This is a genomic window from Vagococcus xieshaowenii (assembly GCF_004792515.1).
Taxonomy (GTDB): Bacteria; Bacillota; Bacilli; order Lactobacillales; family Vagococcaceae; genus Vagococcus_A; species Vagococcus_A xieshaowenii.
In genome coordinates this window covers 520,801-543,615 of the sequence record NZ_CP038865.1, presented here as the reverse complement: position 1 = coordinate 543,615, position 22,815 = coordinate 520,801, and the positions used below count along the sequence as shown (strand labels likewise).

Below are 22,815 nucleotides of genomic sequence, written 5' to 3'. Positions count from 1 at the left end.
AGTCATTGACTCCTTTCAACAGATTACTTTTGAGTTGACTCCTGTGCGGATAAGTTAAGAATGGCTTGATGTGCTGCTTCTTGCTCAGCACTTTTCTTAGATTTCCCTTTTCCTTGGCCAATCACTTCATCATTTAATTTCACGGCAACATAAAATTCGCGCTCATGCGCGGGTCCTTCTTCTTTTACTAATTCATAGCTGATTAAAACATCACCGTTTTTTTGTAATATTTCTTGTAAATTGGTCTTATGATCCATCTCATGTAAAAAAACACCCGCTTCGATTTTTGGGAAAACGACGATTGCTAAAAAGTTTTTAACAGCTTCTAATCCTTGATCTAATAGTAAGGCTCCTAAAAAGGCTTCAAATAGATCACATAATAACGCTGGACGTTGACGCCCGTTAGAATTTTCTTCACCTTTACCTAGACGAATGTATTGATCAAATCCACATTCTTGCGCGAATTTAGCTAAACTTTCTTCACGAACAATAGTGGCACGAATCTTTGTTAATTTACCTTCTGGAAAATCCGGATACCAATTAAACAAAAATTCAGATATCAATAATTCTAGCGTTGCATCTCCTAAAAACTCTAATCGTTCATAATCACTTTGTTTCAAATTGCGATGCTCATTTACATAAGATGAATGAGTAAATGCTTGTTCTAATAACATACTCTCCGTAAAAGTAATGTGATACTTCTCTCTTAGCGTACTAATTAGTTTTTCATTCATGACATCCTGTCCTTTTCTATAAAATTACATACTCTTTCATTATACTTCTTTTCTAGTATTTTTGAAATAATTCTCTCTATATTAAGCATAAAAAAAGGAAAGCATAAGCTTTCCTTTCTTATAAATTATTTTCTAGCGTCTTCACTTACACCAACTTTAGCCCATAAATCATAGTTGTTATTAGACCAATCTAAACCTGTTACACGTTGGTTAACTGGTAATACTTCATTACGGTATAATGTTGGAATAACAAACGCTTCTTCTTTAGCATATTCTTGCCATGCAGAGAACGCTGCTTTACGTTTTTCTGGATCAAATGAGTCAGCTGAATCAATAGCTTCTAATAATTTATCGTTTTCTTCACTAGAGAAGCGAGTATAGTTATATTGTGCTACACGGCTATATAAACCAGATGGTGATGGGTCAGTACCTGTTCCCCAAGCTGCTTGGTAAACATCAATCTCTTTATCATCATTTTGTAGTTTATCGTAGAATGATTGGAAGTCGATTAAGCGACCTGTTGATAATTCAACATTTAAACCAATTGATTTCCATTCTTGCACATAGTAATCTGCCAATGGTTGAGCTGTTTCGCCACCATCCATTGATGCAAATTTAATTACTAGTGGTTTACCGTCTTTATCTTCTACAAAGCCATCTTTATCTGTGTCTTTATATCCAGCATCGGCTAGTAATTTCTTTGCTTTATCTTTATCTTCTTTATATCCTTCAATTGCTGTATCATGGAATCCGCCAAATACTGGTGGAATCAATGTTGAAGCATTGGTACGTAAACCATTGTAGAATTTCTCGCCTACTTGATCGTTATTAATCGCGTAGCCCATTGCTTGACGTAGTGCTTTATCCGCCATTTTAGCATTTGGATCTGTGGCAACTTCTTTCTTTTCATCATCCCATTTACCTAATTTAAATCCGATATATGTATATGATAATTCTTGTCGGCCTAAGTTTTCATAGCCTTCAATTTTTTCATATGATGGGAAAGTATCTGTTGGCATTGATAACATAAAGTCATATTTTTTGGCTTTTAAAGCTTCAACTGATGAAGCAGACGGTACCGCTGTAAAGACGATTTTATCTAATCCAGCTGTGTCTTCGTAGTAGAATTCATTTGGAACATACTCTACAGCCTCACCCGCTACGATTTTAGACATTTTGTATGGTCCTAATGTTACTGGATTTTTACGTACTTCTGGTGCAGATTCTAAATCTTTAATCGCAATGTCTTTTAATTGATGTTTTGGTGCAGCATATGACCATACACCTCCACCTGCTTGTAACATACCTGGATTTACTTCTTTATAGGTAATTTCGACTGTTTTGTCGTCAACTTTCTTAATTCCTGAAATAGTATCGGCTTTTCCATCATGATATTCTTCCATACCGACGATTCTTGTCATTGTATCATCATAACGTACACCTGTGTAATCTTTGTGTCCAATGATTTCGTATGGATAAATAATATCATCTGCTGTTAATGGTTCTCCATCTGACCATTTAGCATCTTTTTCTATAGTAATTGTTGCTTTTTTAGCCTCTTGATCTAATGCTAAACCAGCGATACCATCATTCGTAATAACAAAGTCCTCATCAGTAGAGAATAACGATTGATGAGATGGCTCCATGAATCTAGCATCATAGGCATCTTGATATAACTCCCATAAAAACAAACCTTTAAATTGTGTATCCATTACAACGCCAACTTCTAATGTCTGTCCATCGATAGCATCTGCTTCATTTGCTACTGAAATTGGTAAAACACTTTGCGCTTGCGCATCTTTGTCTTTTTCTTTATCCGCGCCTTTATCTGTACTCCCACAAGCTGCTAAAGCTAGTGTTGATAGTGTCACAATTGATACGTAACCTAAAATGTTCTTTTTCTTCATATTAAATCTCCCCCTATTGCCTATTCAATTGAATGATTAAAATTCGATAAGACAATCTTACCTTATTCTCATAATATATTCAATAGGTAAAATGAGATTTTTTTAATCTTTTTCTTATTTTAATTTAAACAAGATATAAAACCTTGTAATAGCAATGATCCGAAACATAAATCAATCAATAGATTTCTATTTAAGTACAATAAATATAGTGATATTTATCAATATTTTTATCGATTCTAATTGAAAAACAGCCTTTAAATGAGATAACTCTAATAAATATTATATTTTTATAAAAAAAGAGCTAGAAACCTTATTGGCTTCTAGCTCTTATTAGTAACTATTATTTAGTTTCACGGTGTTCCAATTTCCGAAAAACAGTAACACTTTTTAAGCGTTTATTTATTGATTTAACAACATTTTCGCATAAATAACTAATCACTTCAAATTGCTATTCGAGGTCAAAAGGGAGTCAAAAAGCACGTCAAAAAATAGAGCAAGCGAATTATTAACACTCATTAGATTGAGTGTTTTTTATTTACTCTACTTTACTCTATCCTAATCTATTTAAACGTTCCCCAGTAATCAGAACGCTTACCGTTCTTAACATTTCCGGTTGCCATGTAGCCATAACCATTACCACGTTTTTGACGGATCCAAATATACTTGCCATCATTTAGATAAGCATTATATTTGATTGCTTGGCCTTTAGCAATATTAGCAATCAGTTTACCATTTCCCGAATAATCAGCTGTCAGTGGTAATTGTTGACCCAAAATAAATGTTCCGTTCTCAGCTACCCATTTAGCAGTTGCTGGAGTTGTCGGCTTACTTGTAGAAGCCTTTTTGTACTCTTTAACGGTGTCTTTACGTGTGGTGATATAAAGACCTGATTTAAGCTTGAATCCTGGATATTTGCCACTATATTCAATACCCACCACAGTTAAAATAGTTCCCTTCTTACATTTCTCTTTCTTATTTTTAAGACCAACTTCTTTATACGCCCAATCTTCTTTAATCAATTCAATTTGAGCAAACTTAGTTGTGTGATAGTTGTTAATGTTGAAATCGTTTGAACCAGTGTTGCCACCTGTTGAACCACCCGTTATCCCATTTTCAACATCTTTCTTGAATTGAGCTTTACTGATGCCCCACTTAGCTAAGTATTTGTATGGATCAACATGGTCTGTTCCGTTGTTTGGTTGGTGTTGACGCGCGTAATCATGGGTAATAATTCCAGTGTTTCCACTATCACCTTTGATAGGAAGTCCTGCTTCTTTAGCTAATTGGCGAAGTAAATCAACATAGATTTTATAATCTTTATCAAATTCAGCTTGCGTTTTATGACTTTCGATTAATTCAACCGCAGCATATCCCCAAGCATTCCAACCACCGCCAACATCATAGAAACCTCGATTGACTTCTGCTATTTGGATGATACGACCATTGCCTACCACATGACTAAAGAAAGCCTCTGGTTTATTGTTAACTTGATTATCCGCCTCGTTTTGAGCTGTAGAATTTGGGTTTCCCGTACTGTGTGCATGAATTTGGCCATAAGGAGTCACTCCAACTTGTGGTAACCCCGCTCTAATTTTTCTTTCAATCTTTACCATAATTAATTTCCCCTTTCATTTACCAAAAATAAAAAGAGCAGCCATTTAGCTACCCTTGATTTAATTCATCTTTTACATTCTTATTAATTTCTGCCACTGCTGATTCAATCAATGTATCAATTTCATGTTCAGTCACTGTAATCCCTTGTTCAGCCAAGAATTTAATGGCCATGTCTTTTGCTTTATTAAACTTACTTGGCACTTCTTCATTCCGTGCAATCTGCTCAACGGCATCAACTGCAATCATCACGCTTGCTTCTTTCGCCTGGATAGTAGCAATCACTCCCTTTTGATTTAAATAAGAAGTAATTTTCTTTGCTACTACACCACAAATTGACGTGATAATTACCGCTAATAAATTTAATACTGCTCCCTGTAAAGCTTCCATACTACATTCCCCCTAGTTTAATTTTTCATGAATTTTGTCTACGGTAGATTTTATTGCTTGCATATCACTAACTGCCGAAGTTAAATCTTCAATCATTTTCTGGTACCTTTTTTCTCGTTCATCATTCTTCTTCATAACCCAAACGAGCAATAGTACAAAAAGTACAGCAAACGAAATATTTCCTGCATTGTTAAATACCAACTCTGTTATTTCATTCATACGTCACCTCGTCATCTAAAAATTAAAGAGGAGCGTTCAATTGAACAGCCCTCTCGCAAACCCTACACTTCCACTTCTAAATCAGCTAAAATTTCTTTTACTTCTTCACGAATTAAAGCTGGCACTTCTTCCAATGTTTTTTTACCTTTAATGATTAACGTTGCGTAAATAACTGCCATGGTCGTTACCTCCTTTCTCAGTAAATAAAAAGCAATCTTATGACGCATTTTCTGCATCCAAGATTGCTTGCACTTCTTCTCTAATGTTTTCCGGAATTTCCTCAATTGTTTTCTGTCCTTTCTTAATTAAAGCGACATAAATACTTACCATTCTTAATTGCCTCCTAGTACCATTTCATAAATATCAGTAACTGCCAGTTGCATATCTAATACTTCTTTATCCGTTTTTTGCAACGTAGCTTTAGTTTCTGCTAACTCTGATTTCAATGCTTCATTTTCTTTTTTTAACAGCTCAACATCTGAAAGTTGCTCTTCAACACCCAAACTATCATAATCTGTTGTCCAACCGAACGGAATCTCTTCGTTTTCTAAAATAAATTTTTGTTCAATGCTACCATCTTCAAGTTTTCTATAAATTGTAATCATATTTTCCACTCCTATCCGATAAGCCAGTTGCTACTTAATGTGATCCACGTGTCCACGCCCATATCAACAAACCCACTGTCTCTATAACGACTAACTTTAATTGCTCCAGTGTAGTCAACTGTTAGGTTAAATTCAAAGTTACTACTTGCTTGGTTTACCGTATCCTTCATACCTTTTGGCGCATATTCTTTTGGGATAGTTCCTACTGTAATCGATGAACCTGCTTTAATTATTGAACTGTTTTTAATTGCTCCTTGTAACTCAACACTTCTACCAACGATGAGTAATCTCGGCGCTTGCCCATCTGAAAATTTGGTAAATCCAGTTTCTAGTGTAGGGGTGATAACTTTTAATCCACCAATTTCTTCAAAGTTAGCGTTAATCGTTTCAGCCCCGTTTTGCATACCGCGATAAATTTTTTCCATTCTTTCTACCTCATTTCATTTTTATTATCATTGACTTATTACCATCAATGATTAAGTAGTGTTTATTTTCAACCAGTTCTGCTTTCTGATTGTTCATGTGATACTGAATCGCTACTTCGAATGATTGACTACTTGTAGTTTTATTAGTAGCTAAAACTTCTATTCTTATAGGTTCTGTCCCACCGAATTGTCCGCTTGTATCGAACCCATCTAACTCAATACCGATTGAATCTGTGGAAAAATAAATACCCTCAATTTCGTTAATTGAAGGTATGGTTATTACGCCATTAGTTGTGACTGAAACTGAATTAGACTTACTACTAACGTCCGCCCCGTCAGTTTCAGTCACCTCAAACTTATAGGACGTGCCTGCAAGTAATCCGTTTAAAGTGTGTGTGAGGGTATCAACTGTAGCGATAAGTATATCGTTTTGATAAATGTTGTAGCTCATAAGCTACACCCCTTTTTTCCAACCTAATGTAACGCTTGTAGCAGTCACGTTTGTTGCTGTTAATTCAGTTGGTACTTTAATAACTGGTGTAATAGTCAATGCACACGTTGCAGTTTTACCATTTGACGTTGAAGCAGTAATAGTTGCTGAACCACTTAATAAAGCAGTAATTAAACCTGTGTTAGATACTGTTGCAACTTTTTCATCACTTGACGTCCATGTAATTGTTTTGTCCGTAGCGTCTTCTGGTGTGATAGTAGCGGTTAATTGGAACGTTTCACCTTTCTTAATGGATTGTTCTGTTGCATTAAGTGTGATTGATTCTACAGCAATCGTACCTGTTGTAAATTCAACGACATTCGATTTGCCACTTTCGTCTACTCCATCAAATTCTGTGACGTGAAAGGTGTATTTCGTGTTAGGTTGTAAATCTGTAATAGTTGCTGTTAACTCTGTGACTTCTTTTAAAAACACATCATCTTGATAAATTTTGTATGATATTGCCATTTTTTACCCTCTTTCCCAAAAAAGACCAACAGATGTGTCTGATAATCCTTTTATTTGTAAATTTTTTGGTGCATTAATATTGTTATCGAATGAACCGCTAATGATTGTCGTGCTATTAACTGTAAAGCATAAGACGTTTTCCTCTTGGATAATCAAAAGTGTATTTTTGTTCACAACGATGATTTCTCCAATTAGTGTGAACGCTTCAGGCATTTCTACAGTGGTTAATTGTCTGTCGTGAGTTACATAGGTGGGAACTTCTGTAATAGTATCACCACCAAATGTCTCGCTTGTATCTAAACCATTAGCTTCTGTGCCGATAGAATTCTTATAAGCAGTCACGCTTACTTCTGGTTGATACTCTGAATCATGAGCTATCATAAATTTAAACCCGCTTGGTACTCGCCAATAAATAGCGTTATCAGAATAATCTAAGCGTCGTTTAAGTGTTGTAAAGGTGATATTCGTAATATCAGAGTATCTAGCGTCGATTACCTCATCGATATCTGTGTTGCCAGCAATTTGTTCATCATAACGCTGATTCAATTCATTAAACTTCTCTTCTACTTCTGTCTGGCGTTCTCCTGTTTGATGAGAAAAATCAACCGCCTCTTGAGCAATTGTTGCACCGATTTCTATCCCTTGTACCATTGCTTCACGTGTATCAATTCCATACATCTTATTAGCGATAGCGTTACTTCTAACGATTACACGTCCATCTACTTTATTTCTGTCATAGTCATCTGGAAAATTATTTGGTGTAGGATCTTTGTACTCAACGTTTGCTTTGTTCAACTTCTTCACCACCTTCTAGTAATTGTAATCTCGTTTCAAAGTCAGCATTAAGCATGTATTGGTTATCATTGACTGTTGCTTGATTTTGATTGATTAGATATTGTGTTTGTCTAAATTCATCAAACAAATTTTGTGTTTGTATTAAACTTGCTATTGTTTCAGCTGAAGGAATTGTCCCAACAATATCGTTCAAACTGTCCATAATTTCTTGAATCTGTGAGCTGACTTGTGTACTTCCAACATTCACTAATTCATTTAACTCTAGCACTTGATTCTGGGTATTTTGAATCGTTGAACTTAAGCCTTGAACATAATTTGATTGCTCACTAGCCAAGCTCAATGCAGCTTTAGCTTGTGATAGAATTTTTTGATTGTATTGTTCTTGTGTTAGAAACTTGTCGCCAATCGACAGACTAGACTTAGTCACATCGTTAATATCAATCGACTGGCTAACTACCCTTATTTGTTCGTTTAGACCCATCAACGGATTAATCGCTTGATACTTCCAACCACATTGGAAACTGTCAACTAGCATAAGTGGTGAAAGATCAATCGCATCTACTTGATATTGAGTTAATGCAGTTTTTTGCGTTTTTAAGAAGTCATTCCCTTTAGTTTTTAAGGTATCCGCTTTATTGACGTCATCCCACACCTGAACGCCAACCTTTAACCCAAACTGCTTTATTTTCGTTTCGTCACGTAAATAAGGACTGCCATTGTTAACGTCGGATATGGTAATTCTAGGCTGTGACGCGTCGGTGTTATCGTCATCTTTTTCGATACGTGCACCAAGTGGTTTCAGCACTGTAATGATGTCTGACGGATCCACAGCTCTACTAATAGACATCAAATTCTTTGTTAATTCAATCGACTGATTGCCGACTTCTCCAACTTCCACTAAGTAATCAAGATAGCGAACGCCATTCTCATATCTAATCTGAAGCTCTCCGCCTAATCTATCAATCAACTTGTCTTTGATTGTGTCATAAGTTGATTGATCATCAGCAGTGTATCTGTAGACGTTATCAGTTGAATTAGTCACATTCACCCTACCAACTTTAAATTGCTTGTAAGACTCCACCTGTCCATTGTGAACATCAATTAACTTTTTAAAAAATTGCTCTGGTGACATATTCTGCCATTTTCCCCATTGTTGATATGAGTCATGTAAGAATCCAAGTTCACCTTCGCAAGTGATTGTTTTGCTGGTTAAACCGTCCGAACTTGTGCCATCTTCTTCGTAAAGTACACGTCCTTTGAAAATTGATTGGTTCAACTTAGTATTAATCACTTCAATTAGTGAGGTGAACGATTTTAATTCTGAATAATTAGCATGATTCTGATAAATAGAAAAAACAAAGCTATCGATTGAATCGACTGCTTTGTTTATTTTCGCATCATCTAATTTTTGAGAGTTGACTAACGGAGAGTGTATTTCTGTTGAACTATCTGAATTAGCTTGTTTCAAAATTACGCTGTACATTATATCAACTCCTTATACCATAATATCTCAAGCGTTCCATTACCTTTAACTGTCATTTTATTAATGCCTGGCACCAGTTGGAATTGGTGTGACTTAGTAATCCCTAACCCTATTTCAAACTGTCGACCATCTTTGATAATGGTCATGTTGCTAGAAGTTTTCAATTCTGGTCTAGCGCTCTGAGTTCCCAAGTTATACAAAACTATTTCATTAGCTCCCTTAATTTCAAACTTGGTATGCTGTGCAATATCAAATTCAAAGTCAAATGTATCCCAAATATCATTGCCTTCAGCAAGTGCTGAGATTCGGAATGGATAACACTGCCAGGCTATCGTTAAGATGCCACTTGATATAAACTCTTCCAAACTAGGTTCGTCCACTACTTCCCCTAAGTAGTAATAATTGTGCATGACATCATCATAAAGCGGTTGTTTAGTCGGTGCTGACATTAGCCAGTTAACCACTTTAGTCCACACACGATACATACCTTCTTTAGTTTTTAATCGATTGTCAATCAAATAAAAAGACATTTCAAATGTTCGCTCATCAAATAATTGATCACCGCTAACGTTTGAAAAGTCCAAAACTTCATTAGAAAAAAGAGGCTGCACTTGAAATTTCCTTTTTGATGGAAAACCAACTTTTTTATCGTCTAAAGCATCTAATCCAAAATCAGTTGAATGATGACCGTTAAAATACACACCATACACTTTTTTATTAAAGTTGAGTGTCAAGAGCTAACCCCCTTTCTAATGCTTGTGAACGTCTTGCTTGCCGAGCTGATTGATATGGCGCATTAGCTTTATTGAAACTTTCTGCGTCAACAATCGCTTGTGCAATAATTGGACGTTCATTGATTGATTTAATCGCCCGAATGATATTTGCATTACTATCTACCTGAGGAGTCTCAAGTTGTGCTACTAAGCCTCTAGCTTGGCTATTATTTGAATCAACTGCCATTTGTGCAGTTAAATCAAACGTACTGTTCAATCCGTCTGCCATACCCCCAACTGTCTTTTGAACTTTTTTAAAATTTATTTTTAAACTCTCATTAAATCCTCCCATAATAGCTGAACCTGCGGGAATTAATAACTTTCTATCGTATTCAATAGGGCCTTTATGATCTTTAATCCAACCGGCAATCCCCCAACGAAATCTTGAACTTTACCGTAAGCTGATTGTAATCCACCTAAAAAGCCATCCATAATAGCCGAACCAGCGCCACTTAAACTGATATTTTTCAAGCTGTTAAATGTATTTTTAACTCCGTCAATTATTCCACTAATTCCACCCGCTACACTTGATATTGCTGATTGCATACCATTCCAAGCTGACGAAATGCCCGATTTTAACGTGTTACCAGCTGACGCTAGTCCACTGAATACTGATTTTATTCCACTAATAACAGATTTAATTCCACCAGCCACACCTGATATAATAGATTTGATACCGTTCCAAGCTGCACTTAATACGCCTTTTAATCCATTACCAGCTGAACCTAAACCACTAAATACTGACTTAATAGTATTAATAATCGTCTTAATGGCACTGCTAACAGTAGAGATAACTGTTTTGATTCCATTCCAAGCTGTGGTAAGAATTCCCTTCAAAATGTTTCCTGAACTTCCTAGACTACTAAATACCGATTTAATTATATTAATGATCGTTTTAATAGTATTGCTAACAACTGATATAACTGTCTTAATACCGTTCCAGGCAACGCTTAGAATACTTTTAAGGGTACCACCAGCCGAACCTAGTGAACTAAAAATTTGTTTAATGACATTAATTACTGACCCAATCACGCTACCAGCTAACGAAATAGCTGTTTTTATATTTGCCCAAGCACTTGTAATGATTGCCTTTAATCCGTTACCTGCTGAACCGAAGTTAGCAAAGAATCCAATCACTACGCCCACCCATTCTGCTACTGTACTTAGAGCTGGAGCACATGCTTTAAATGCATTAACTAAAAAATTAAATATTGGGGTTAACCACGTAACTGCTGTAGTTACTAAGTCAAATGCACCTGAAATACCTAAAAGCAACCCTTTGAAAATCCCACCTATGAACGACCCAAATACTTGAAAAGCTGGCATTAATGCACCTGCTAAAATAGATATTAAAGGTTGAATAGCATTCCACATTTTTACAAACGAATTAACTACTGTATCAATCGCCGGACCAACAATCCCCATCATAGTTTGAAAACCACTTTGAACTGCCGGGATAATCGCTGATATAAGCGTTTGAAGTCCGCTAAAATCAAGTTTGGCAAAACCATTAGCGATAGTAGTAATTACTGGTTGAATAGCATTTACGACTGTTTGGAACAGTCCGGGAAGTTGTCCAAATACTGTCTGAAAGGCTGTTTTAATTGGTGTTAGAGCTGATAACACACTGCTGAATAATCCAGCTGTTCCAGAAGTAATCCCAATCCCTAAACTTGATAAAAGGTTTTTACCTTCAGAAACAAACATAGGAGCAGCTGCTTTAAAAAACGTCGCAATTGCACCAGGTAAAGCACTTAAAATATTACCTACCATTGGAATGAAGTTCCCAAATAGAAACGTTGAAGTGGTTTCAGCTAATGCATTAAGTGAATCAGTTAAATCAGCACCTATAGCCATGTTACCTAATACGTTTTGCAATGAAGCCTTCATAGCAGCAAATGATCCGCTAAATGTTTCAGCGGCTTCTTTTGCGGTCGTGCCAGTAATATCTAATTCTCCTTGAATAACATGAATTGCGTCGTAAACGTCTGCTAAATTACTCATGTCATACTTCACACCACTAATTTTAGTCGCATCTGCTAATAACCGTTTCATTTCTTCTTGAGTACCACCATACCCAAGCTTCAAGTTATCTAACATGGTGTAGTTTTGTTTTGCAAACCCTTGATAAGCGTTCTGAATATCGCCTATATTCGTTCCCATTTTATTCGCATTGTCTGACATATCGACCATTGCCATGTTTGCTTTATCAGCTGCTTTTTCAGTGTCGCCCCCCATTGATTGTAATAAACTTGCACTAAATCCAGTAACGTTCTCCATATAAGCATTTGCTGACAATCCTGCTGTTCGATACGCTTCATCTGCATATTTCTTAACTTTACCAGCGCTATCTTTGAACAAGGTATCAATACCACCCAGCGATTGCTCTAACTTAGCTCCTTCTGAAATTGATGATGATATTACTTTACCAATTGCCACACCTGCAGCTGCTACCGCTGCTATTGCTGCTATCTTAATACCGGTTCCAATTTTTGACCCGGCACTTTTACCAGCTGATGTTGCTTCTGGATCCAATTGTTTTTGAATTGAACCACTTATCCCTTTTGCGGAGGGCATAATTTGGACATACGCTTGACCTAATTCTGTTGCCATCTATCCACCTCCTTTGATTAATGCTTGTCTTGCTTTTTCAAACTCCTCACCAGAATCGAATACGAGTTCTTTTCTTATGGTTTCAGTTTTCACGTTGGTCAACGTCTCAACCATTGATTTTGGTTGATTAGCACCCTTCTGAGCGTCTTTCGTCTTATACCATACCAATAAGCCTAATTTGTCGCTGACGTTAGCCAACAGTAATGTATCAAGTGATACTTGTTGGCCACTCATCTTCATTTTGATACGTGAGTTATCGCGTAAACCACAAGAAAAGACAGCTACCTTAGTAAGAGGTAACTGTCTGTAATCGTATATATTATAAGTTTCAGCTAAGTCGCATATTAATGCTTCTTCATCAAACTTTATCATTCCAGCAAGGGCTAAGAGTTTTTTGCTTGAGTTTCGAATATTTCTTGAAGCTCTGCCATCATTTTTTCAGCTGGAACAAAACCTTTTTCGTCACGAACATGGTCTTTAAGCACTTGTGCTTGCTCTTTACCAAGCAATAACTTAATTACTTTTGGTACAACTGTAGGATCTTCTTCAATTTCGCTGATAGCTTCAAGTAATTCGTAATTATCTAATCTCTCTTTTTCTAATACATAAGCGAACCCTGAACTTGTTAATTTTTTTGCCATGTGTATATTCCTCCTATTAATTCACTAATTTACTAATATCAACCTTAGCTTCATCCGCTAAGGGCTCACTAGGGTGCAGTAGCTTGTGGTTTTTGAATATATTCATAGTGAGTATTACCATCTTTATCAGCGATTGCTTGAACAGTTGTTTCATAACCAACTGCATCAGCATCACCATAGCTGATTTCACCAATTTCTGATACTTTAGCACTTGGTAAAACGATACGCTTTAAAATACCACCTTTTAACACCATATCAGCAACAATTACATGCTCTTCTAATTCTTTTGAATTAGCTTTAATTTCAATACCATTTTCTAAATCTCCAGTAACATTATCATCACCGTAAACTTCTTTCAAAACGTCCACATTAGTCGCTTCAATCAACTTGTAAGCGAACGTGTCTTCTTTTTCTGTTTGCACTGACGCTACTACGTCACCGCCCCACGCTTTAATATTTTCAGAACTTGGTGAATTTGAGTTTGTCATACCATCTTCCGAAATATATCCTAAACTTTTATAAACATCATCTAATTCCGTTAAAGCGTTAGTTGGTAATATTGTACCAAGTGGAGCCGAATAAATAGCACCACCAACTTTAGGTTTTGCTGTTGTTACGTTTTTTGCATCTGTCATTGTAAAACCTCCTAATAATATGTGATATCAAATAACGCTTGATAACGATATTGTTTTGTTTCTGTATCTGTAAAATTATAGTCACTATTTAGGGATATGTTGCTGATTTCGTCTAGTTGGATCATATTTTCAATTGCTTCTTTTAACTCTTCATTGAGTGTAGCAGCTTCATACATTGACTCAGCGTATGACTGAAAAGCAAACGTACCGCTTTTAATGTGATTCTTCTTTGTTCCTGACGTTTTCTCAAATAAAATAAAGCGTTTTGGTGAATTGCTTTGCTTCTCGAGAAAAACTGGAACAGACATTTGACCGTCTAAAAACTGTTTAATCGTGATTTCAATCAATTTACCTCAACGCCTTCAATATAGTATTATTTTTGCTGTTGTCTTTTTTTGCTTTGTAGCTTTTAGCACTAACCATTGCATTTGCACGCGTTTTACCAACAAATACATCTTGTTCGTAACCTTCGCCACATCGATTTTTAATAGCTTTAGCTTTTTCTTCTAAAACGCTTTGCATTTCAGCGGACTTCATTAGCTGGCCTACGCCTTTGTAGTTCAGTTTAAAACGTGTTTTTTTACTCATATCGTTCCACCATTACTTTCTTGTTCCAATCAAGAGGAATTAACTCATCAATTCCCTCAAGTGGAATACCGAACGTGCGCCACGTTTTGTCAAAAAAGCGGACTTCTGAATCTTCCCAATCGTTCGTATCATCTTTGGGAATAGCTAACGTGTAAACAGCTTTTTTACCAGTTAATTCAAGCTGTTTAACCACGTCTTCTGATGATGTTGGGCTAACCAGCACATTCTCAACTTGTATTTCAACATCTTCAAAAATTGGATTACCGAACGGGTCAACTCCTGTTTGTTTGCGATTGATCAGCGTGACAGTGATACCTTTAATTTTAGCCATAAAAATCAATCACCCCGTAACGCTGTTTTCTCAATCCTAATCGCTTGAGTTCTGAATTTTTAATGAACAAGCCACCGCCTGGCGATAGGTAAGTACCGCTCCAAGAATAGCCAAGAGCGCTCTCAGTCGTTTGAGTCATTGGCTCCTGGTCGGTTGAAGTCATTAACGTTCTAGCCACCACGTCAACGGTTACCGATTTCACAACATTCGTGAAATATGGCGGACTTTCAGCAATCATTCTGTCCAAGTCTTTACCGACTTTATCCGCTTCAGCACGTAACGAATCCGACACCACTACAAGCAATTGTTCTGCTCGTTTTTCTTCTGACGTTTTTAATTCACGCCACAAACTTTCTAAATCTTCAACACTTGCGAAAGGTTCCATCTAATCACTTCCCTTTCATCATTAAATCGTAAAGCTCCTTTTTCTTAGCTCTTGGATTATATTCAACGCCAAATGCATCTAATTCTTGTTTAATTTGTTTAATGTTGATTGCATTATATGCTTCATCATCTGTTGCTTCTTCGACTTCTTCAGCAACCTCTTGAGGTACTTCTTCAACTTCTTGAGGTACTTCAATTACTTCTTCTTTTGTGATTTCTGGTATTTTAACTTCATTGGTAACTTCTACCCAATCGCCACCAGAAACAACACAAGAGCTACTAAAAGTAGCCCCTGTTTTTAAGTTTCTGTATTTCATTAAGCAGTACCTCCCTCTAAAGCATCTAAACGTGCAATAATCGCGTCATATTGCTCTTGTGTTACCACACCATCTTTACCTGCTGGTCCTTGTTCGCCTTGTGGACCTGCGTCACCTTTATCTCCTTTAGGTCCTGGCGTTAACTCAACATTAACAATTCCTTGCTCAATATTATTCAATTTTTCGCTTGTAATAACATCTTGTGGTTCCCATGTATTTGGTGTATAAGCCATGTGTTTATTCCTCCTATTAATTCACTAATTTACTAACATCAACCTTAGCTTCATCCGCTAAGGGCTCACTAGGGTGTTTCAGACTTGATAACGCGTGCGAAACTATTAGAATCTAAAATTCCCCATCCAACATATGTTTCAGAGCGTAATAAGATTTCATTATGACCAGCTAAATCTCGGCCGCTATTATCCGGATCACCAGCTGTATGGATTTGTAACCCAATGTTTTTAGCATATCCCCACTTAACTGCATTAGCGAAGTCACCTACATATAATTCAGTATTACCAACAGCAGAAATTGTTTCGTTAATATCAATCTTCATACCCGCTAAATTGTCTGGATGATTCCCCATTCTAAATTCAGGATATTGACGCACACCATTTACAGTTATTTTTGATAAATCACGCCCTGCAGAAGGTGACAAAGCAATACCTGTACTAATTCCGTTAGAGCCATTAATCAAGTAAATAGCATCTTCTAATACATCATCAACCTTTTCAGCATCATACACAATAGTCTGACTAACAACACTATCAAAACTTTTAGAATTAATTAATTCAGAAGCTTCTTTTGTTCTAGGATTCACACCATGAAGCGCCATTAAATCTAATCCACGAGCCAATTTTTTAGCATATCCTTCTGTAAATTCTTTTAAAATATTTAATTGTGCTTCTTCTCCAGAAAACCACATTTCATCTGAAAAACGTGCGCTATATTCTACTTTGATTGGCATCATTTTTACTTTTTCAATAGTAGCTCCACCAGCTGATTTAGCTCCACTTTCGTCTACAAGGTCAATATCTTTATCTAAGGTGAAATTAAAAACTTCATTACCATTGAATGCTAACGGCTCTTGTTGAGTTAAAATAGCTAACGTACTATGCCCTTTAACCTTGTTGATCATCCCTGCAATTCTTTCTGGTGTAAATAATTCATTTCTTGTTTGTACTGTTCCCATAATCTTATTCTCCTCTGTTAGTTAAATTTTGTAACATTTTTCTTAAATCAGCATCTTCATCTTCTTGTACATTAGGCTCAACACTTTTCAGTGGTGCTACCGGTTGTGACGGTTTGAAAAATGACGATAAGCGTTCAGCGTCGGCTTTAATTGATTCTTCATCTTCGCCTGCTAAACGGTCCGCAAATTCGATTGGCAATCCATTTTGTAATGCAACTCTTTGACGAATACTTGCTTTTTCGTATCCTGCAATTTTTGATTCTAAATCTGCTACTAATTGTTCATGAGTTTTTGAAGCTGCGCTTGTTTCTTCCATGGCAGTTTTCAAGCTAGTCACTTCGTTCTCAAGTTCCGCATTGCGTGTTTTGATTTGATCATAATCACCAAACTGCTTTTCTAGTGTCTCTTTCTGACGTGCTAAACGTGCGTTGATGATTCTATCTAAATCTTCTTGTGTTTCAATAATTTTAAATTCTGACATGATATAACTTCCTTTCCCTGTTTAACCCGACAGTACGGTAATTTTATGTATTAAAAAAACGACTAGAAATAGCCGTCTAATACCTTACTTTTTGTTTTTTCTTGGTCTTGCCATTAGCACAAGCCCAATGTGCCAATAAAGCACTATCCATTAACACAATATCTACATCTTCAAACTGTGATTTGTATCCGAACCCACCGCTTGAGCCAATGTTACGCTTGTCACAGTTAGTGACTACATGAGATAGTGACGGTTGGTCGCTATGACATATCGTTTTTTGGTAAATCGCTTGTTCCCAAGCTGAATTGGCGTTAATTATTTCGGCAACTTTCGGCAAGATAGGAGCTTTCATTTTGAAGTCCTTCATTTCAGCAGCCAATAGACTTTGACCGCTTTGTCCGTCAATCACTACTTGTGCAATATCCGCATCACGTAAAAAGTTAATAATCCACTGCTTGCCATTTCTAATCGATTGGCAATCAATCGCTTCAACAAATATCTTCCCGGATAACGTCTTAACTGCTATACTCATAGCCACATTTTTACCGTCGTTACCGTACTTGATACCGACAGACAACGGACCAACAAGCGTTGGTAATGCATTGACTTTTAAAGCGTCCCAATCAACTTTGCTAATTGCTGACTTCTGATTGTATTTCGGCCAATAACCTAAACGTTGCACATTGTGGTCAAGTTCATCATTACCAAGCTCCGCCCTAATCTTACGTTCGGTTAAGTGGTAACCCAAACTTGGATTAGTTTCGTACCAGGCATCAATATCGTTGATGTCTTTCATTTCGTCAACAGACCATTCAGCCCAACCAAAATCTTCGCTTTTCCCAAATAAAACAGTTTTTCGAAAGTCCATAAACACCGTTCCACTTGATACTGGCGTTGGTGGTGTCCCTGTCATGATAGTAATTGGGTTATCGCTATCCGTTACCGTATATTTTAGCGCTGACTCTTGTTCTGTCGTATACTCTTGCGCTTCATCAATGATCAACATGTCAAACCCTTCACCCAAACCACCGCTACCCGTTCTAGTTCTAAACTGGATAACGCCACCTGAATGATACAGTTCTAATCGCTCTTGGCCCTTAGCTTTAATTGAGTTAAAATCTTCGCCCTCAACATACCCACTTTTTTCGAGATACTTTTTTACTTTCTCATATGAAGCATGGGACGTACTAATCCTGTGAGCCGTGTGCAATATGTTTAACCCTTGTTCAAGCGCATCCATTTCAGCTATATAGATAACTTCTGTTTTACCGTTACGACGTGCCACTGAATAGCCGAACTTTTGATGAACCCAAAGTCCGTCATCATCAACCGCCATAATGTCTTTAAGCAAGTTTTTCTGCCATTCATGACAACTTAAACCAGTTTTTTCGTATACATCTACAGCTCTTTGATACAAACTTTGTGTGTATGGTAAAACTACCGATTGTGTTGGGCGTTGATTGCCATATCTCTTTTTAGTGGTCAATCCTATCCCTCCAATCGTATGTTTAGTACATGCATGATAACCCTATCGCTGGGAGATATTAGGACCACCTTCACTTTCTACCCATGTCGGGATTGTCATTTTCCTTTTTTAAATCTAATCCAATTTTATAAAGTAACAGTAAAAAACGTTTGAGCTTATCATCTTTCATGATTACCACTCCTTAGTCGTTGTTAGACTTTAATTACTTTGTTTTCCCATTTTTTGTAGGCATCAAAATAGATTTCTTTCTTATCGCCATTTAACGTACATTCATAATACATACCGTCTGATAACGTAGTACTTAGCAACGCTTTGCTATTTTGTAAAGTCTTACATGACCAGACCACGAACACATTATCTGTTGTAATGTTTGCTTTATCGGTAACATCTAAATGATTATTAGCATATTCTGCCACTAATTCTTTACACTTATTAATAAACTCCGAATGATTCATCTTTTTTCCTCCTAACTGATTTCTTCTGCCCAACACGCAATGTTGTTAGTTACAAATATTGCTTTACGTTTAACTTGTGTACTTTGACCAAAATATTTAAATGATAAATAAGTGTCATCAATTAACTCCAATTCTTCAACATTTTGAAAAAGAGCTGTAGTACCATTTTTAAAATAAATAATTAATGTCTTGTTTTTCATTTCTATCTCTCCTATTTCTTTGAATTAAGTGACTGTCTTAAAATCTTCTTAGTTTCAGCCATTGGGTCAATCCACTGTTTAGACCATACATCTTGGACTTTGCCCTTTTGTGGATCATATTCAACATTACAGCGACAACGTCTGTGACGCTTGTAAACATCATCTGGTGCATTTTTGTAATCATAAATTCCTTGCAATCGTTGGCACCATTCACAACATTCAAACCGTGCTACACGATTAATTTTAGGTTTTAACCCCGCTTTAGCGTGAAATTCAACGTTCTCTTTAACAGTGCTATCAATGATACTTTGACTAAAATTAATGATTGGTTCATCAAGCAACCACTTCACATCTTCAAAACTATCAGCGTTTGACAGCTTATCTACTAGGCCATCAATTCTATCTTGATTAAGGGGTGCTTTTTGACCTTTTAGTTTTAAACCCGCTTGATGATTGAGTTCAGTTTGAACGTCTTTAGCGAATGAAGCGATTAGCTCGTGATTCTTTTTAAGCGTTACATTCATGACTCTATCCGCAATATTGAAGTGCATTTTACCGCCCGGTAACACTTCGCTTGTAACGTGAACGTTCAAAACGTCTGATAGTATCTCGCCGATTTCAATCGCAAACTCATTAGCTGTCTTATAATTTGCTTGCTTGTTTTTTAGTAACTTCAACGCATTTTTTAACTTCTCACTATTGTACGTTCGTTCATCAAATTCTGATTCAATCAGCTCTAACAGTCCCGGCACAATGTCTTCTTCTTCGTACATTAGACATCAGCTCCTTTAACTCCTGTTAAATCACGAATTGTCTCACCATCAACAAAACCAGGAATAGCTTGATTAAGTTTGATAGCACCGTCACCAATCATGGTCAATGTTGATGCATCTGCTTCAAACAGCGGTTCCCACTTAGGCTTAGTTTTAACAAATAAACTACGGTTGTAGGTGAAGTTATCACGCAAACATGCTGCAATGTACGCCACATTCAACAAGCCTGTACCTAATGACCGTTGTGCTTTACGCCCAGCAAGTCGTAAATTTTCATGACTTGCTTTAATTGCTTCAACGCTTGACGGGTTATCCGATACAAAACCTAAATCATCTAACGTTAAACCACTTTCACCAGCAAAACCAGCGGCTGCGGTCTTCAATTGTTCTGTAAATGGTGACATGTTAGAAGTCGTGAATTGACCTAACTTAGGACTATCACCTTCATCATCTTTAGTAAACTGAAGCATGCTTGATACAGTTGCTTTCCATGAATCTAACGGCTCCGCTTCATTACTCAATCCCAACACATATTTTTGAGGGAATGAATAAAATTCCGCTGTAACGTCCGCTCGTTCAAGCGTACGTTTCGCGTATTTTTGATAATACATACCGGCTCGCGTGATTCTCGAACGTCCGAACGGCCGGACAGCATCCGGACGATGGATCACCGGTACCAATAACGGATAAGCTACATTATTGAGGATACTTGTTTGATATTTGCCATCAACATAATATTCAGTTTTACCCGGTATGAAGTACGCTTCTATCTTTGGTTTTCCCTCTTCGTCACGTTCAAGCACTGCATAACCTTCAGTTAACAAGCCTGTGATTGGGTCAAGTACACCTGTTGCATTGCTTGCTTCAATTACTTGTAAACGAACTTGTTCGTTTTCATCATTTGATAAATAAACAAATGCACATGATGCTATCAGTGAAGATAGCACTACACTATCAAAAAATATATCCGGGTTGTTAGCGTCAAAAATCTCGTTAACCTCAAAATCATCATTTTGAAATTCACGAAAAACTAAGCGGTCTGCAAGACTATCAACTCCCTTTGCACACCACCCCAACACCGCTCTGTAGCGTGCTCTAATTTCTGGTGGAATGGTTATGCCAACAGATGGATCATTGTACTTCATTGAATACTGTTTATAACGCATATCTACTCTATTACTGTGCATTGACAGTTTTTTACGTAGATATTCAATACCTGTTTTACTCATTATTTCAGCTCCTTTCAGCTCCCACACGAAGTCGCGCGAGAAAAAATGTACAGTAAACGGCATGAATGACGAGAGGACCGCCCAGGGGGTCCCCTCCCCCCCTTCCAAAAAAAGACCAAAGAAAAAAGGTTAAAATAAATTAACCTTTATACAACGTCCAATCTATGCTTTTTGGAAGGTTCCGATTACCTAACACTTTCGGTTCTTCTTTAATATTATTGAAAAGTTTATCTGACTTCTGTCTGTTACAAGTCCAGTGAGCTAGCTGTAGGTTCTCTATAGCTGACGGGTGTCCGCCTTTAGCAACTGGTATCTTGTGGTCAACAGTCGGGCTCATTGGGTCCGGTGCTTTTAATTGTAAGTTCACTGGCTTACCACAGATGCCACAAGTGTTCTCTGTCTTTAGTATTCTCTTCCTATTCTTCTCAAATGCAACGCGGTGTGCGCCTTGTCTGTCTGCTCTAGTCATAGTTTCATTACCTTATTAATTTAATATATCTAGTAATAGTAATAATAAATTTCTTAAGCAATGATTTAAATGAATATAATATGATATTTCCCATAAAAATTTTCTCCCTATTCTATATTTTGATAAAATAAAAACACCCACATAAGTGAGTGCTACACTAATAAATTAACATTTATATTACCATCAATATCTTTTAACTCTCTTACTAATTGTAACTTCCAAGAATCATTTTCAGGTAAATATTCAATATATAGTACCCCATACAAATCTGAGGGTATTTCTATATCGCCGTTTTTTTTTATTATTCAAAATTAAGACCCTATTCCTACCTAATTTCCCACAGAAATAACCTAACTCATACATAACGTTTTGTCTAGCTCTTATTTTTCCGTCTTTTTGAATATCGTCACCTGAAACCAACACTATAGCAAAATCAATATGTTCAGAACTGCTTTCGAATTTTTCAATAATAGTTTTACCACCATTTGGCTGTTCAGACAAGATTATTGGATTAATATTTAGATTTTTTATAGTTCTCGCAACATCATGTTTCATTTCCCCATCATGACCGTGGACAATAAAAATATTCTTTATTTCATTTTTATTAACAGGATTTTCTTCAGTTTTTTTAACAGGTTCTTCTTCCTCACTTCTAAAACATAACTGATAATAGTCATTAGCCAGTGACTTCCCAATAAATTCTAGTTCATCATATTTCAAAGCCAATTCTTCTTTAACTTGGATATCCATGACAGTATGTAACCGAGTCGTACTTAAATCTCTACCGCTTAGATTAATATTAGATAATATTTCCAAAAAATTTTCAGTCTGAGTTGGAAAATCGTTTCTGCTTACTATAGTTTTTAGTAATGCAACCTTTTTCTTTAAATCATTTAGCGCTTTTAACGGGCTTACATTAGGTTGTTCTTCAAACTTTAATCTTCCGTTTAAAATTTCTTTACAAACTATATCATATGGATAATGATATTTTTCATTTTTCATAAAAAATACTCCTTTTTTATTTTATTGTATTTACATTATAACAAAACCTCCACCGAAAAACGATGGAGGAAAAAAGGAGTTGTCTCGTATGCAATTTACTACACTACTAATATACCACG

General features: G+C 36.5%; 34 protein-coding genes. All 34 read right to left on the bottom strand.

The features are described 5' to 3' along the window. Positions 1-23: 23 nt before the first annotated feature. Positions 24-734 carry a ribonuclease III gene (rnc, locus tag E4Z98_RS02675; protein WP_135254314.1) on the bottom strand — a complete coding sequence of 237 codons (711 nt, stop codon included), beginning with the start codon at positions 732-734 and terminating at the stop codon, positions 24-26. A gap of 125 nt (positions 735-859) precedes the next feature. Further along, positions 860-2,641 (bottom strand): oligopeptide ABC transporter substrate-binding protein, encoded by a 1,782-nt coding sequence (locus E4Z98_RS02670; RefSeq protein ID WP_135254313.1) that lies wholly within the window; start codon positions 2,639-2,641, stop codon positions 860-862. Between the two features lie 560 nt (positions 2,642-3,201). After that, positions 3,202-4,254 (bottom strand): DUF5776 domain-containing protein, encoded by a 1,053-nt coding sequence (locus tag E4Z98_RS10290; RefSeq protein ID WP_342353557.1) that lies wholly within the window; start codon positions 4,252-4,254, stop codon positions 3,202-3,204. Between the two features lie 49 nt (positions 4,255-4,303). Beyond that, positions 4,304-4,642, bottom strand: a complete 339-nt coding sequence (locus E4Z98_RS02660; protein ID WP_135254311.1) for a phage holin, LLH family — start codon at positions 4,640-4,642, stop codon at positions 4,304-4,306. A 12-nt stretch (positions 4,643-4,654) separates the two neighbouring features. Then, positions 4,655-4,861: a BhlA/UviB family holin-like peptide gene (locus E4Z98_RS02655; RefSeq protein ID WP_135254310.1), complete on the bottom strand. Its 207-nt coding sequence runs from the start codon at positions 4,859-4,861 to the stop codon at positions 4,655-4,657. Positions 4,862-4,923: 62 nt separating this feature from the next. Continuing rightward, entirely contained in the window at positions 4,924-5,040 is a 117-nt protein-coding gene (locus E4Z98_RS10250) for a CD1375 family protein (protein WP_280529211.1), read from the bottom strand. Positions 5,041-5,077: 37 nt separating this feature from the next. Beyond that, complete coding sequence (locus tag E4Z98_RS10245) at positions 5,078-5,191, bottom strand: CD1375 family protein (protein WP_280529210.1); 114 nt, start codon at positions 5,189-5,191, stop codon at positions 5,078-5,080. 2 nt (positions 5,192-5,193) lie between these two features. After that, the gene (locus tag E4Z98_RS02650) at positions 5,194-5,466 is read right to left on the bottom strand and encodes a hypothetical protein (protein ID WP_135254309.1); all 273 of its coding nucleotides are present in this window, start codon (positions 5,464-5,466) and stop codon (positions 5,194-5,196) included. 11 nt (positions 5,467-5,477) lie between these two features. Beyond that, on the bottom strand, positions 5,478-5,891 hold the full coding sequence (locus E4Z98_RS02645) for a hypothetical protein (protein WP_135254308.1): 414 nt from the start codon (positions 5,889-5,891) through the stop codon (positions 5,478-5,480). A gap of 10 nt (positions 5,892-5,901) precedes the next feature. Next, positions 5,902-6,342: a hypothetical protein gene (locus E4Z98_RS02640; protein ID WP_135254307.1), complete on the bottom strand. Its 441-nt coding sequence runs from the start codon at positions 6,340-6,342 to the stop codon at positions 5,902-5,904. A 3-nt stretch (positions 6,343-6,345) separates the two neighbouring features. Further along, positions 6,346-6,849: an Ig-like domain-containing protein gene (locus E4Z98_RS02635; protein WP_135254306.1), complete on the bottom strand. Its 504-nt coding sequence runs from the start codon at positions 6,847-6,849 to the stop codon at positions 6,346-6,348. A 3-nt stretch (positions 6,850-6,852) separates the two neighbouring features. Beyond that, positions 6,853-7,644 carry a hypothetical protein gene (locus tag E4Z98_RS02630; RefSeq protein WP_135254305.1) on the bottom strand — a complete coding sequence of 264 codons (792 nt, stop codon included), beginning with the start codon at positions 7,642-7,644 and terminating at the stop codon, positions 6,853-6,855. Continuing rightward, on the bottom strand, positions 7,625-9,127 hold the full coding sequence (locus E4Z98_RS02625) for a phage tail protein (RefSeq protein ID WP_135254304.1): 1,503 nt from the start codon (positions 9,125-9,127) through the stop codon (positions 7,625-7,627). The genes E4Z98_RS02630 and E4Z98_RS02625 overlap by 20 nt, the downstream gene beginning before the upstream one ends. After that, positions 9,127-9,861 carry a phage tail family protein gene (locus E4Z98_RS02620; RefSeq protein WP_135254303.1) on the bottom strand — a complete coding sequence of 245 codons (735 nt, stop codon included), beginning with the start codon at positions 9,859-9,861 and terminating at the stop codon, positions 9,127-9,129. Before E4Z98_RS02620 ends, E4Z98_RS02625 begins: the two co-directional genes overlap by 1 nt. Then, positions 9,845-10,129 (bottom strand): hypothetical protein, encoded by a 285-nt coding sequence (locus tag E4Z98_RS10120; RefSeq protein WP_210410156.1) that lies wholly within the window; start codon positions 10,127-10,129, stop codon positions 9,845-9,847. The genes E4Z98_RS02620 and E4Z98_RS10120 overlap by 17 nt, the downstream gene beginning before the upstream one ends. Positions 10,130-10,212: 83 nt before the next feature. Continuing rightward, positions 10,213-12,513, bottom strand: a complete 2,301-nt coding sequence (locus E4Z98_RS10160) for a phage tail protein (protein WP_241856717.1) — start codon at positions 12,511-12,513, stop codon at positions 10,213-10,215. Then, positions 12,514-12,885: a DUF5361 domain-containing protein gene (locus E4Z98_RS02610; protein ID WP_135254301.1), complete on the bottom strand. Its 372-nt coding sequence runs from the start codon at positions 12,883-12,885 to the stop codon at positions 12,514-12,516. A gap of 11 nt (positions 12,886-12,896) precedes the next feature. Continuing rightward, a complete protein-coding gene (locus E4Z98_RS02605) occupies positions 12,897-13,154 on the bottom strand; it encodes a hypothetical protein (RefSeq protein ID WP_135254300.1) in 258 nt (85 codons plus the stop codon). A gap of 68 nt (positions 13,155-13,222) precedes the next feature. Continuing rightward, complete coding sequence (locus E4Z98_RS02600) at positions 13,223-13,789, bottom strand: phage tail tube protein (RefSeq protein ID WP_135254299.1); 567 nt, start codon at positions 13,787-13,789, stop codon at positions 13,223-13,225. Positions 13,790-13,800: 11 nt separating this feature from the next. Then, complete coding sequence (locus tag E4Z98_RS02595) at positions 13,801-14,136, bottom strand: hypothetical protein (protein ID WP_135961168.1); 336 nt, start codon at positions 14,134-14,136, stop codon at positions 13,801-13,803. A 1-nt stretch (position 14,137) separates the two neighbouring features. After that, positions 14,138-14,377, bottom strand: coding sequence for a hypothetical protein (locus E4Z98_RS02590; protein WP_135254297.1), 240 nt, complete (start codon positions 14,375-14,377; stop codon positions 14,138-14,140). Further along, complete coding sequence (locus tag E4Z98_RS02585; protein WP_135254296.1) at positions 14,370-14,708, bottom strand: hypothetical protein; 339 nt, start codon at positions 14,706-14,708, stop codon at positions 14,370-14,372. Before E4Z98_RS02585 ends, E4Z98_RS02590 begins: the two co-directional genes overlap by 8 nt. Further along, complete coding sequence (locus E4Z98_RS02580) at positions 14,701-15,093, bottom strand: phage Gp19/Gp15/Gp42 family protein (RefSeq protein ID WP_135254295.1); 393 nt, start codon at positions 15,091-15,093, stop codon at positions 14,701-14,703. The genes E4Z98_RS02585 and E4Z98_RS02580 overlap by 8 nt, the downstream gene beginning before the upstream one ends. 4 nt (positions 15,094-15,097) lie before the next feature. Next, positions 15,098-15,409, bottom strand: coding sequence for a hypothetical protein (locus tag E4Z98_RS02575; protein WP_135254294.1), 312 nt, complete (start codon positions 15,407-15,409; stop codon positions 15,098-15,100). Continuing rightward, the gene (locus E4Z98_RS02570) at positions 15,409-15,642 is read right to left on the bottom strand and encodes a phosphoenolpyruvate synthase (RefSeq protein ID WP_209316299.1); all 234 of its coding nucleotides are present in this window, start codon (positions 15,640-15,642) and stop codon (positions 15,409-15,411) included. The genes E4Z98_RS02575 and E4Z98_RS02570 overlap by 1 nt, the downstream gene beginning before the upstream one ends. A gap of 68 nt (positions 15,643-15,710) precedes the next feature. Next, a complete protein-coding gene (locus tag E4Z98_RS02565; RefSeq protein WP_135254293.1) occupies positions 15,711-16,601 on the bottom strand; it encodes a phage major capsid protein in 891 nt (296 codons plus the stop codon). Between the two features lie 4 nt (positions 16,602-16,605). Further along, positions 16,606-17,082 carry a capsid assembly scaffolding protein Gp46 family protein gene (locus tag E4Z98_RS02560; protein ID WP_135254292.1) on the bottom strand — a complete coding sequence of 159 codons (477 nt, stop codon included), beginning with the start codon at positions 17,080-17,082 and terminating at the stop codon, positions 16,606-16,608. Positions 17,083-17,158: 76 nt separating this feature from the next. After that, a complete protein-coding gene (locus E4Z98_RS02555) occupies positions 17,159-18,568 on the bottom strand; it encodes a DEAD/DEAH box helicase family protein (RefSeq protein WP_135254291.1) in 1,410 nt (469 codons plus the stop codon). Positions 18,569-18,759: 191 nt separating this feature from the next. Beyond that, the gene (locus E4Z98_RS02550; RefSeq protein ID WP_135254290.1) at positions 18,760-19,023 is read right to left on the bottom strand and encodes a DUF6275 family protein; all 264 of its coding nucleotides are present in this window, start codon (positions 19,021-19,023) and stop codon (positions 18,760-18,762) included. An 11-nt stretch (positions 19,024-19,034) separates the two neighbouring features. After that, a complete protein-coding gene (locus E4Z98_RS02545; protein ID WP_135254289.1) occupies positions 19,035-19,223 on the bottom strand; it encodes a hypothetical protein in 189 nt (62 codons plus the stop codon). A gap of 11 nt (positions 19,224-19,234) precedes the next feature. Then, positions 19,235-19,996: a hypothetical protein gene (locus E4Z98_RS02540; RefSeq protein ID WP_135254288.1), complete on the bottom strand. Its 762-nt coding sequence runs from the start codon at positions 19,994-19,996 to the stop codon at positions 19,235-19,237. Beyond that, positions 19,996-21,225, bottom strand: a complete 1,230-nt coding sequence (locus E4Z98_RS02535) for a phage portal protein (protein WP_135254287.1) — start codon at positions 21,223-21,225, stop codon at positions 19,996-19,998. The genes E4Z98_RS02540 and E4Z98_RS02535 overlap by 1 nt, the downstream gene beginning before the upstream one ends. Positions 21,226-21,364: 139 nt before the next feature. Beyond that, the gene (locus E4Z98_RS02530) at positions 21,365-21,694 is read right to left on the bottom strand and encodes an HNH endonuclease (protein ID WP_135254286.1); all 330 of its coding nucleotides are present in this window, start codon (positions 21,692-21,694) and stop codon (positions 21,365-21,367) included. Between the two features lie 243 nt (positions 21,695-21,937). Next, entirely contained in the window at positions 21,938-22,696 is a 759-nt protein-coding gene (locus tag E4Z98_RS02525; RefSeq protein ID WP_135961167.1) for a TIR domain-containing protein, read from the bottom strand. Between the last annotated feature and the right edge of the window lie 119 nt (positions 22,697-22,815).

Coding starts and splice junctions, on each gene's coding strand:
- rnc (WP_135254314.1), bottom strand. CDS start 734: ATGAATGAAAAACTAATTAGTACGCTAAGAGAGAAGTATCACATTACT.
- E4Z98_RS02670 (WP_135254313.1), bottom strand. CDS start 2,641: ATGAAGAAAAAGAACATTTTAGGTTACGTATCAATTGTGACACTATCA.
- E4Z98_RS10290 (WP_342353557.1), bottom strand. CDS start 4,254: ATGGTAAAGATTGAAAGAAAAATTAGAGCGGGGTTACCACAAGTTGGA.
- E4Z98_RS02660 (WP_135254311.1), bottom strand. CDS start 4,642: ATGGAAGCTTTACAGGGAGCAGTATTAAATTTATTAGCGGTAATTATC.
- E4Z98_RS02655 (WP_135254310.1), bottom strand. CDS start 4,861: ATGAATGAAATAACAGAGTTGGTATTTAACAATGCAGGAAATATTTCG.
- E4Z98_RS10250 (WP_280529211.1), bottom strand. CDS start 5,040: ATGGCAGTTATTTACGCAACGTTAATCATTAAAGGTAAAAAAACATTG.
- E4Z98_RS10245 (WP_280529210.1), bottom strand. CDS start 5,191: ATGGTAAGTATTTATGTCGCTTTAATTAAGAAAGGACAGAAAACAATT.
- E4Z98_RS02650 (WP_135254309.1), bottom strand. CDS start 5,466: ATGATTACAATTTATAGAAAACTTGAAGATGGTAGCATTGAACAAAAA.
- E4Z98_RS02645 (WP_135254308.1), bottom strand. CDS start 5,891: ATGGAAAAAATTTATCGCGGTATGCAAAACGGGGCTGAAACGATTAAC.
- E4Z98_RS02640 (WP_135254307.1), bottom strand. CDS start 6,342: ATGAGCTACAACATTTATCAAAACGATATACTTATCGCTACAGTTGAT.
- E4Z98_RS02635 (WP_135254306.1), bottom strand. CDS start 6,849: ATGGCAATATCATACAAAATTTATCAAGATGATGTGTTTTTAAAAGAA.
- E4Z98_RS02625 (WP_135254304.1), bottom strand. CDS start 9,127: ATGTACAGCGTAATTTTGAAACAAGCTAATTCAGATAGTTCAACAGAA.
- E4Z98_RS10120 (WP_210410156.1), bottom strand. CDS start 10,129: ATGGCAGACGGATTGAACAGTACGTTTGATTTAACTGCACAAATGGCA.
- E4Z98_RS10160 (WP_241856717.1), bottom strand. CDS start 12,513: ATGGCAACAGAATTAGGTCAAGCGTATGTCCAAATTATGCCCTCCGCA.
- E4Z98_RS02610 (WP_135254301.1), bottom strand. CDS start 12,885: ATGATAAAGTTTGATGAAGAAGCATTAATATGCGACTTAGCTGAAACT.
- E4Z98_RS02605 (WP_135254300.1), bottom strand. CDS start 13,154: ATGGCAAAAAAATTAACAAGTTCAGGGTTCGCTTATGTATTAGAAAAA.
- E4Z98_RS02600 (WP_135254299.1), bottom strand. CDS start 13,789: ATGACAGATGCAAAAAACGTAACAACAGCAAAACCTAAAGTTGGTGGT.
- E4Z98_RS02590 (WP_135254297.1), bottom strand. CDS start 14,377: ATGAGTAAAAAAACACGTTTTAAACTGAACTACAAAGGCGTAGGCCAG.
- E4Z98_RS02585 (WP_135254296.1), bottom strand. CDS start 14,708: ATGGCTAAAATTAAAGGTATCACTGTCACGCTGATCAATCGCAAACAA.
- E4Z98_RS02580 (WP_135254295.1), bottom strand. CDS start 15,093: ATGGAACCTTTCGCAAGTGTTGAAGATTTAGAAAGTTTGTGGCGTGAA.
- E4Z98_RS02575 (WP_135254294.1), bottom strand. CDS start 15,409: ATGAAATACAGAAACTTAAAAACAGGGGCTACTTTTAGTAGCTCTTGT.
- E4Z98_RS02570 (WP_209316299.1), bottom strand. CDS start 15,642: ATGGCTTATACACCAAATACATGGGAACCACAAGATGTTATTACAAGC.
- E4Z98_RS02565 (WP_135254293.1), bottom strand. CDS start 16,601: ATGGGAACAGTACAAACAAGAAATGAATTATTTACACCAGAAAGAATT.
- E4Z98_RS02560 (WP_135254292.1), bottom strand. CDS start 17,082: ATGTCAGAATTTAAAATTATTGAAACACAAGAAGATTTAGATAGAATC.
- E4Z98_RS02550 (WP_135254290.1), bottom strand. CDS start 19,023: ATGAATCATTCGGAGTTTATTAATAAGTGTAAAGAATTAGTGGCAGAA.
- E4Z98_RS02545 (WP_135254289.1), bottom strand. CDS start 19,223: ATGAAAAACAAGACATTAATTATTTATTTTAAAAATGGTACTACAGCT.
- E4Z98_RS02540 (WP_135254288.1), bottom strand. CDS start 19,996: ATGTACGAAGAAGAAGACATTGTGCCGGGACTGTTAGAGCTGATTGAA.
- E4Z98_RS02535 (WP_135254287.1), bottom strand. CDS start 21,225: ATGAGTAAAACAGGTATTGAATATCTACGTAAAAAACTGTCAATGCAC.
- E4Z98_RS02530 (WP_135254286.1), bottom strand. CDS start 21,694: ATGACTAGAGCAGACAGACAAGGCGCACACCGCGTTGCATTTGAGAAG.
- E4Z98_RS02525 (WP_135961167.1), bottom strand. CDS start 22,696: ATGAAAAATGAAAAATATCATTATCCATATGATATAGTTTGTAAAGAA.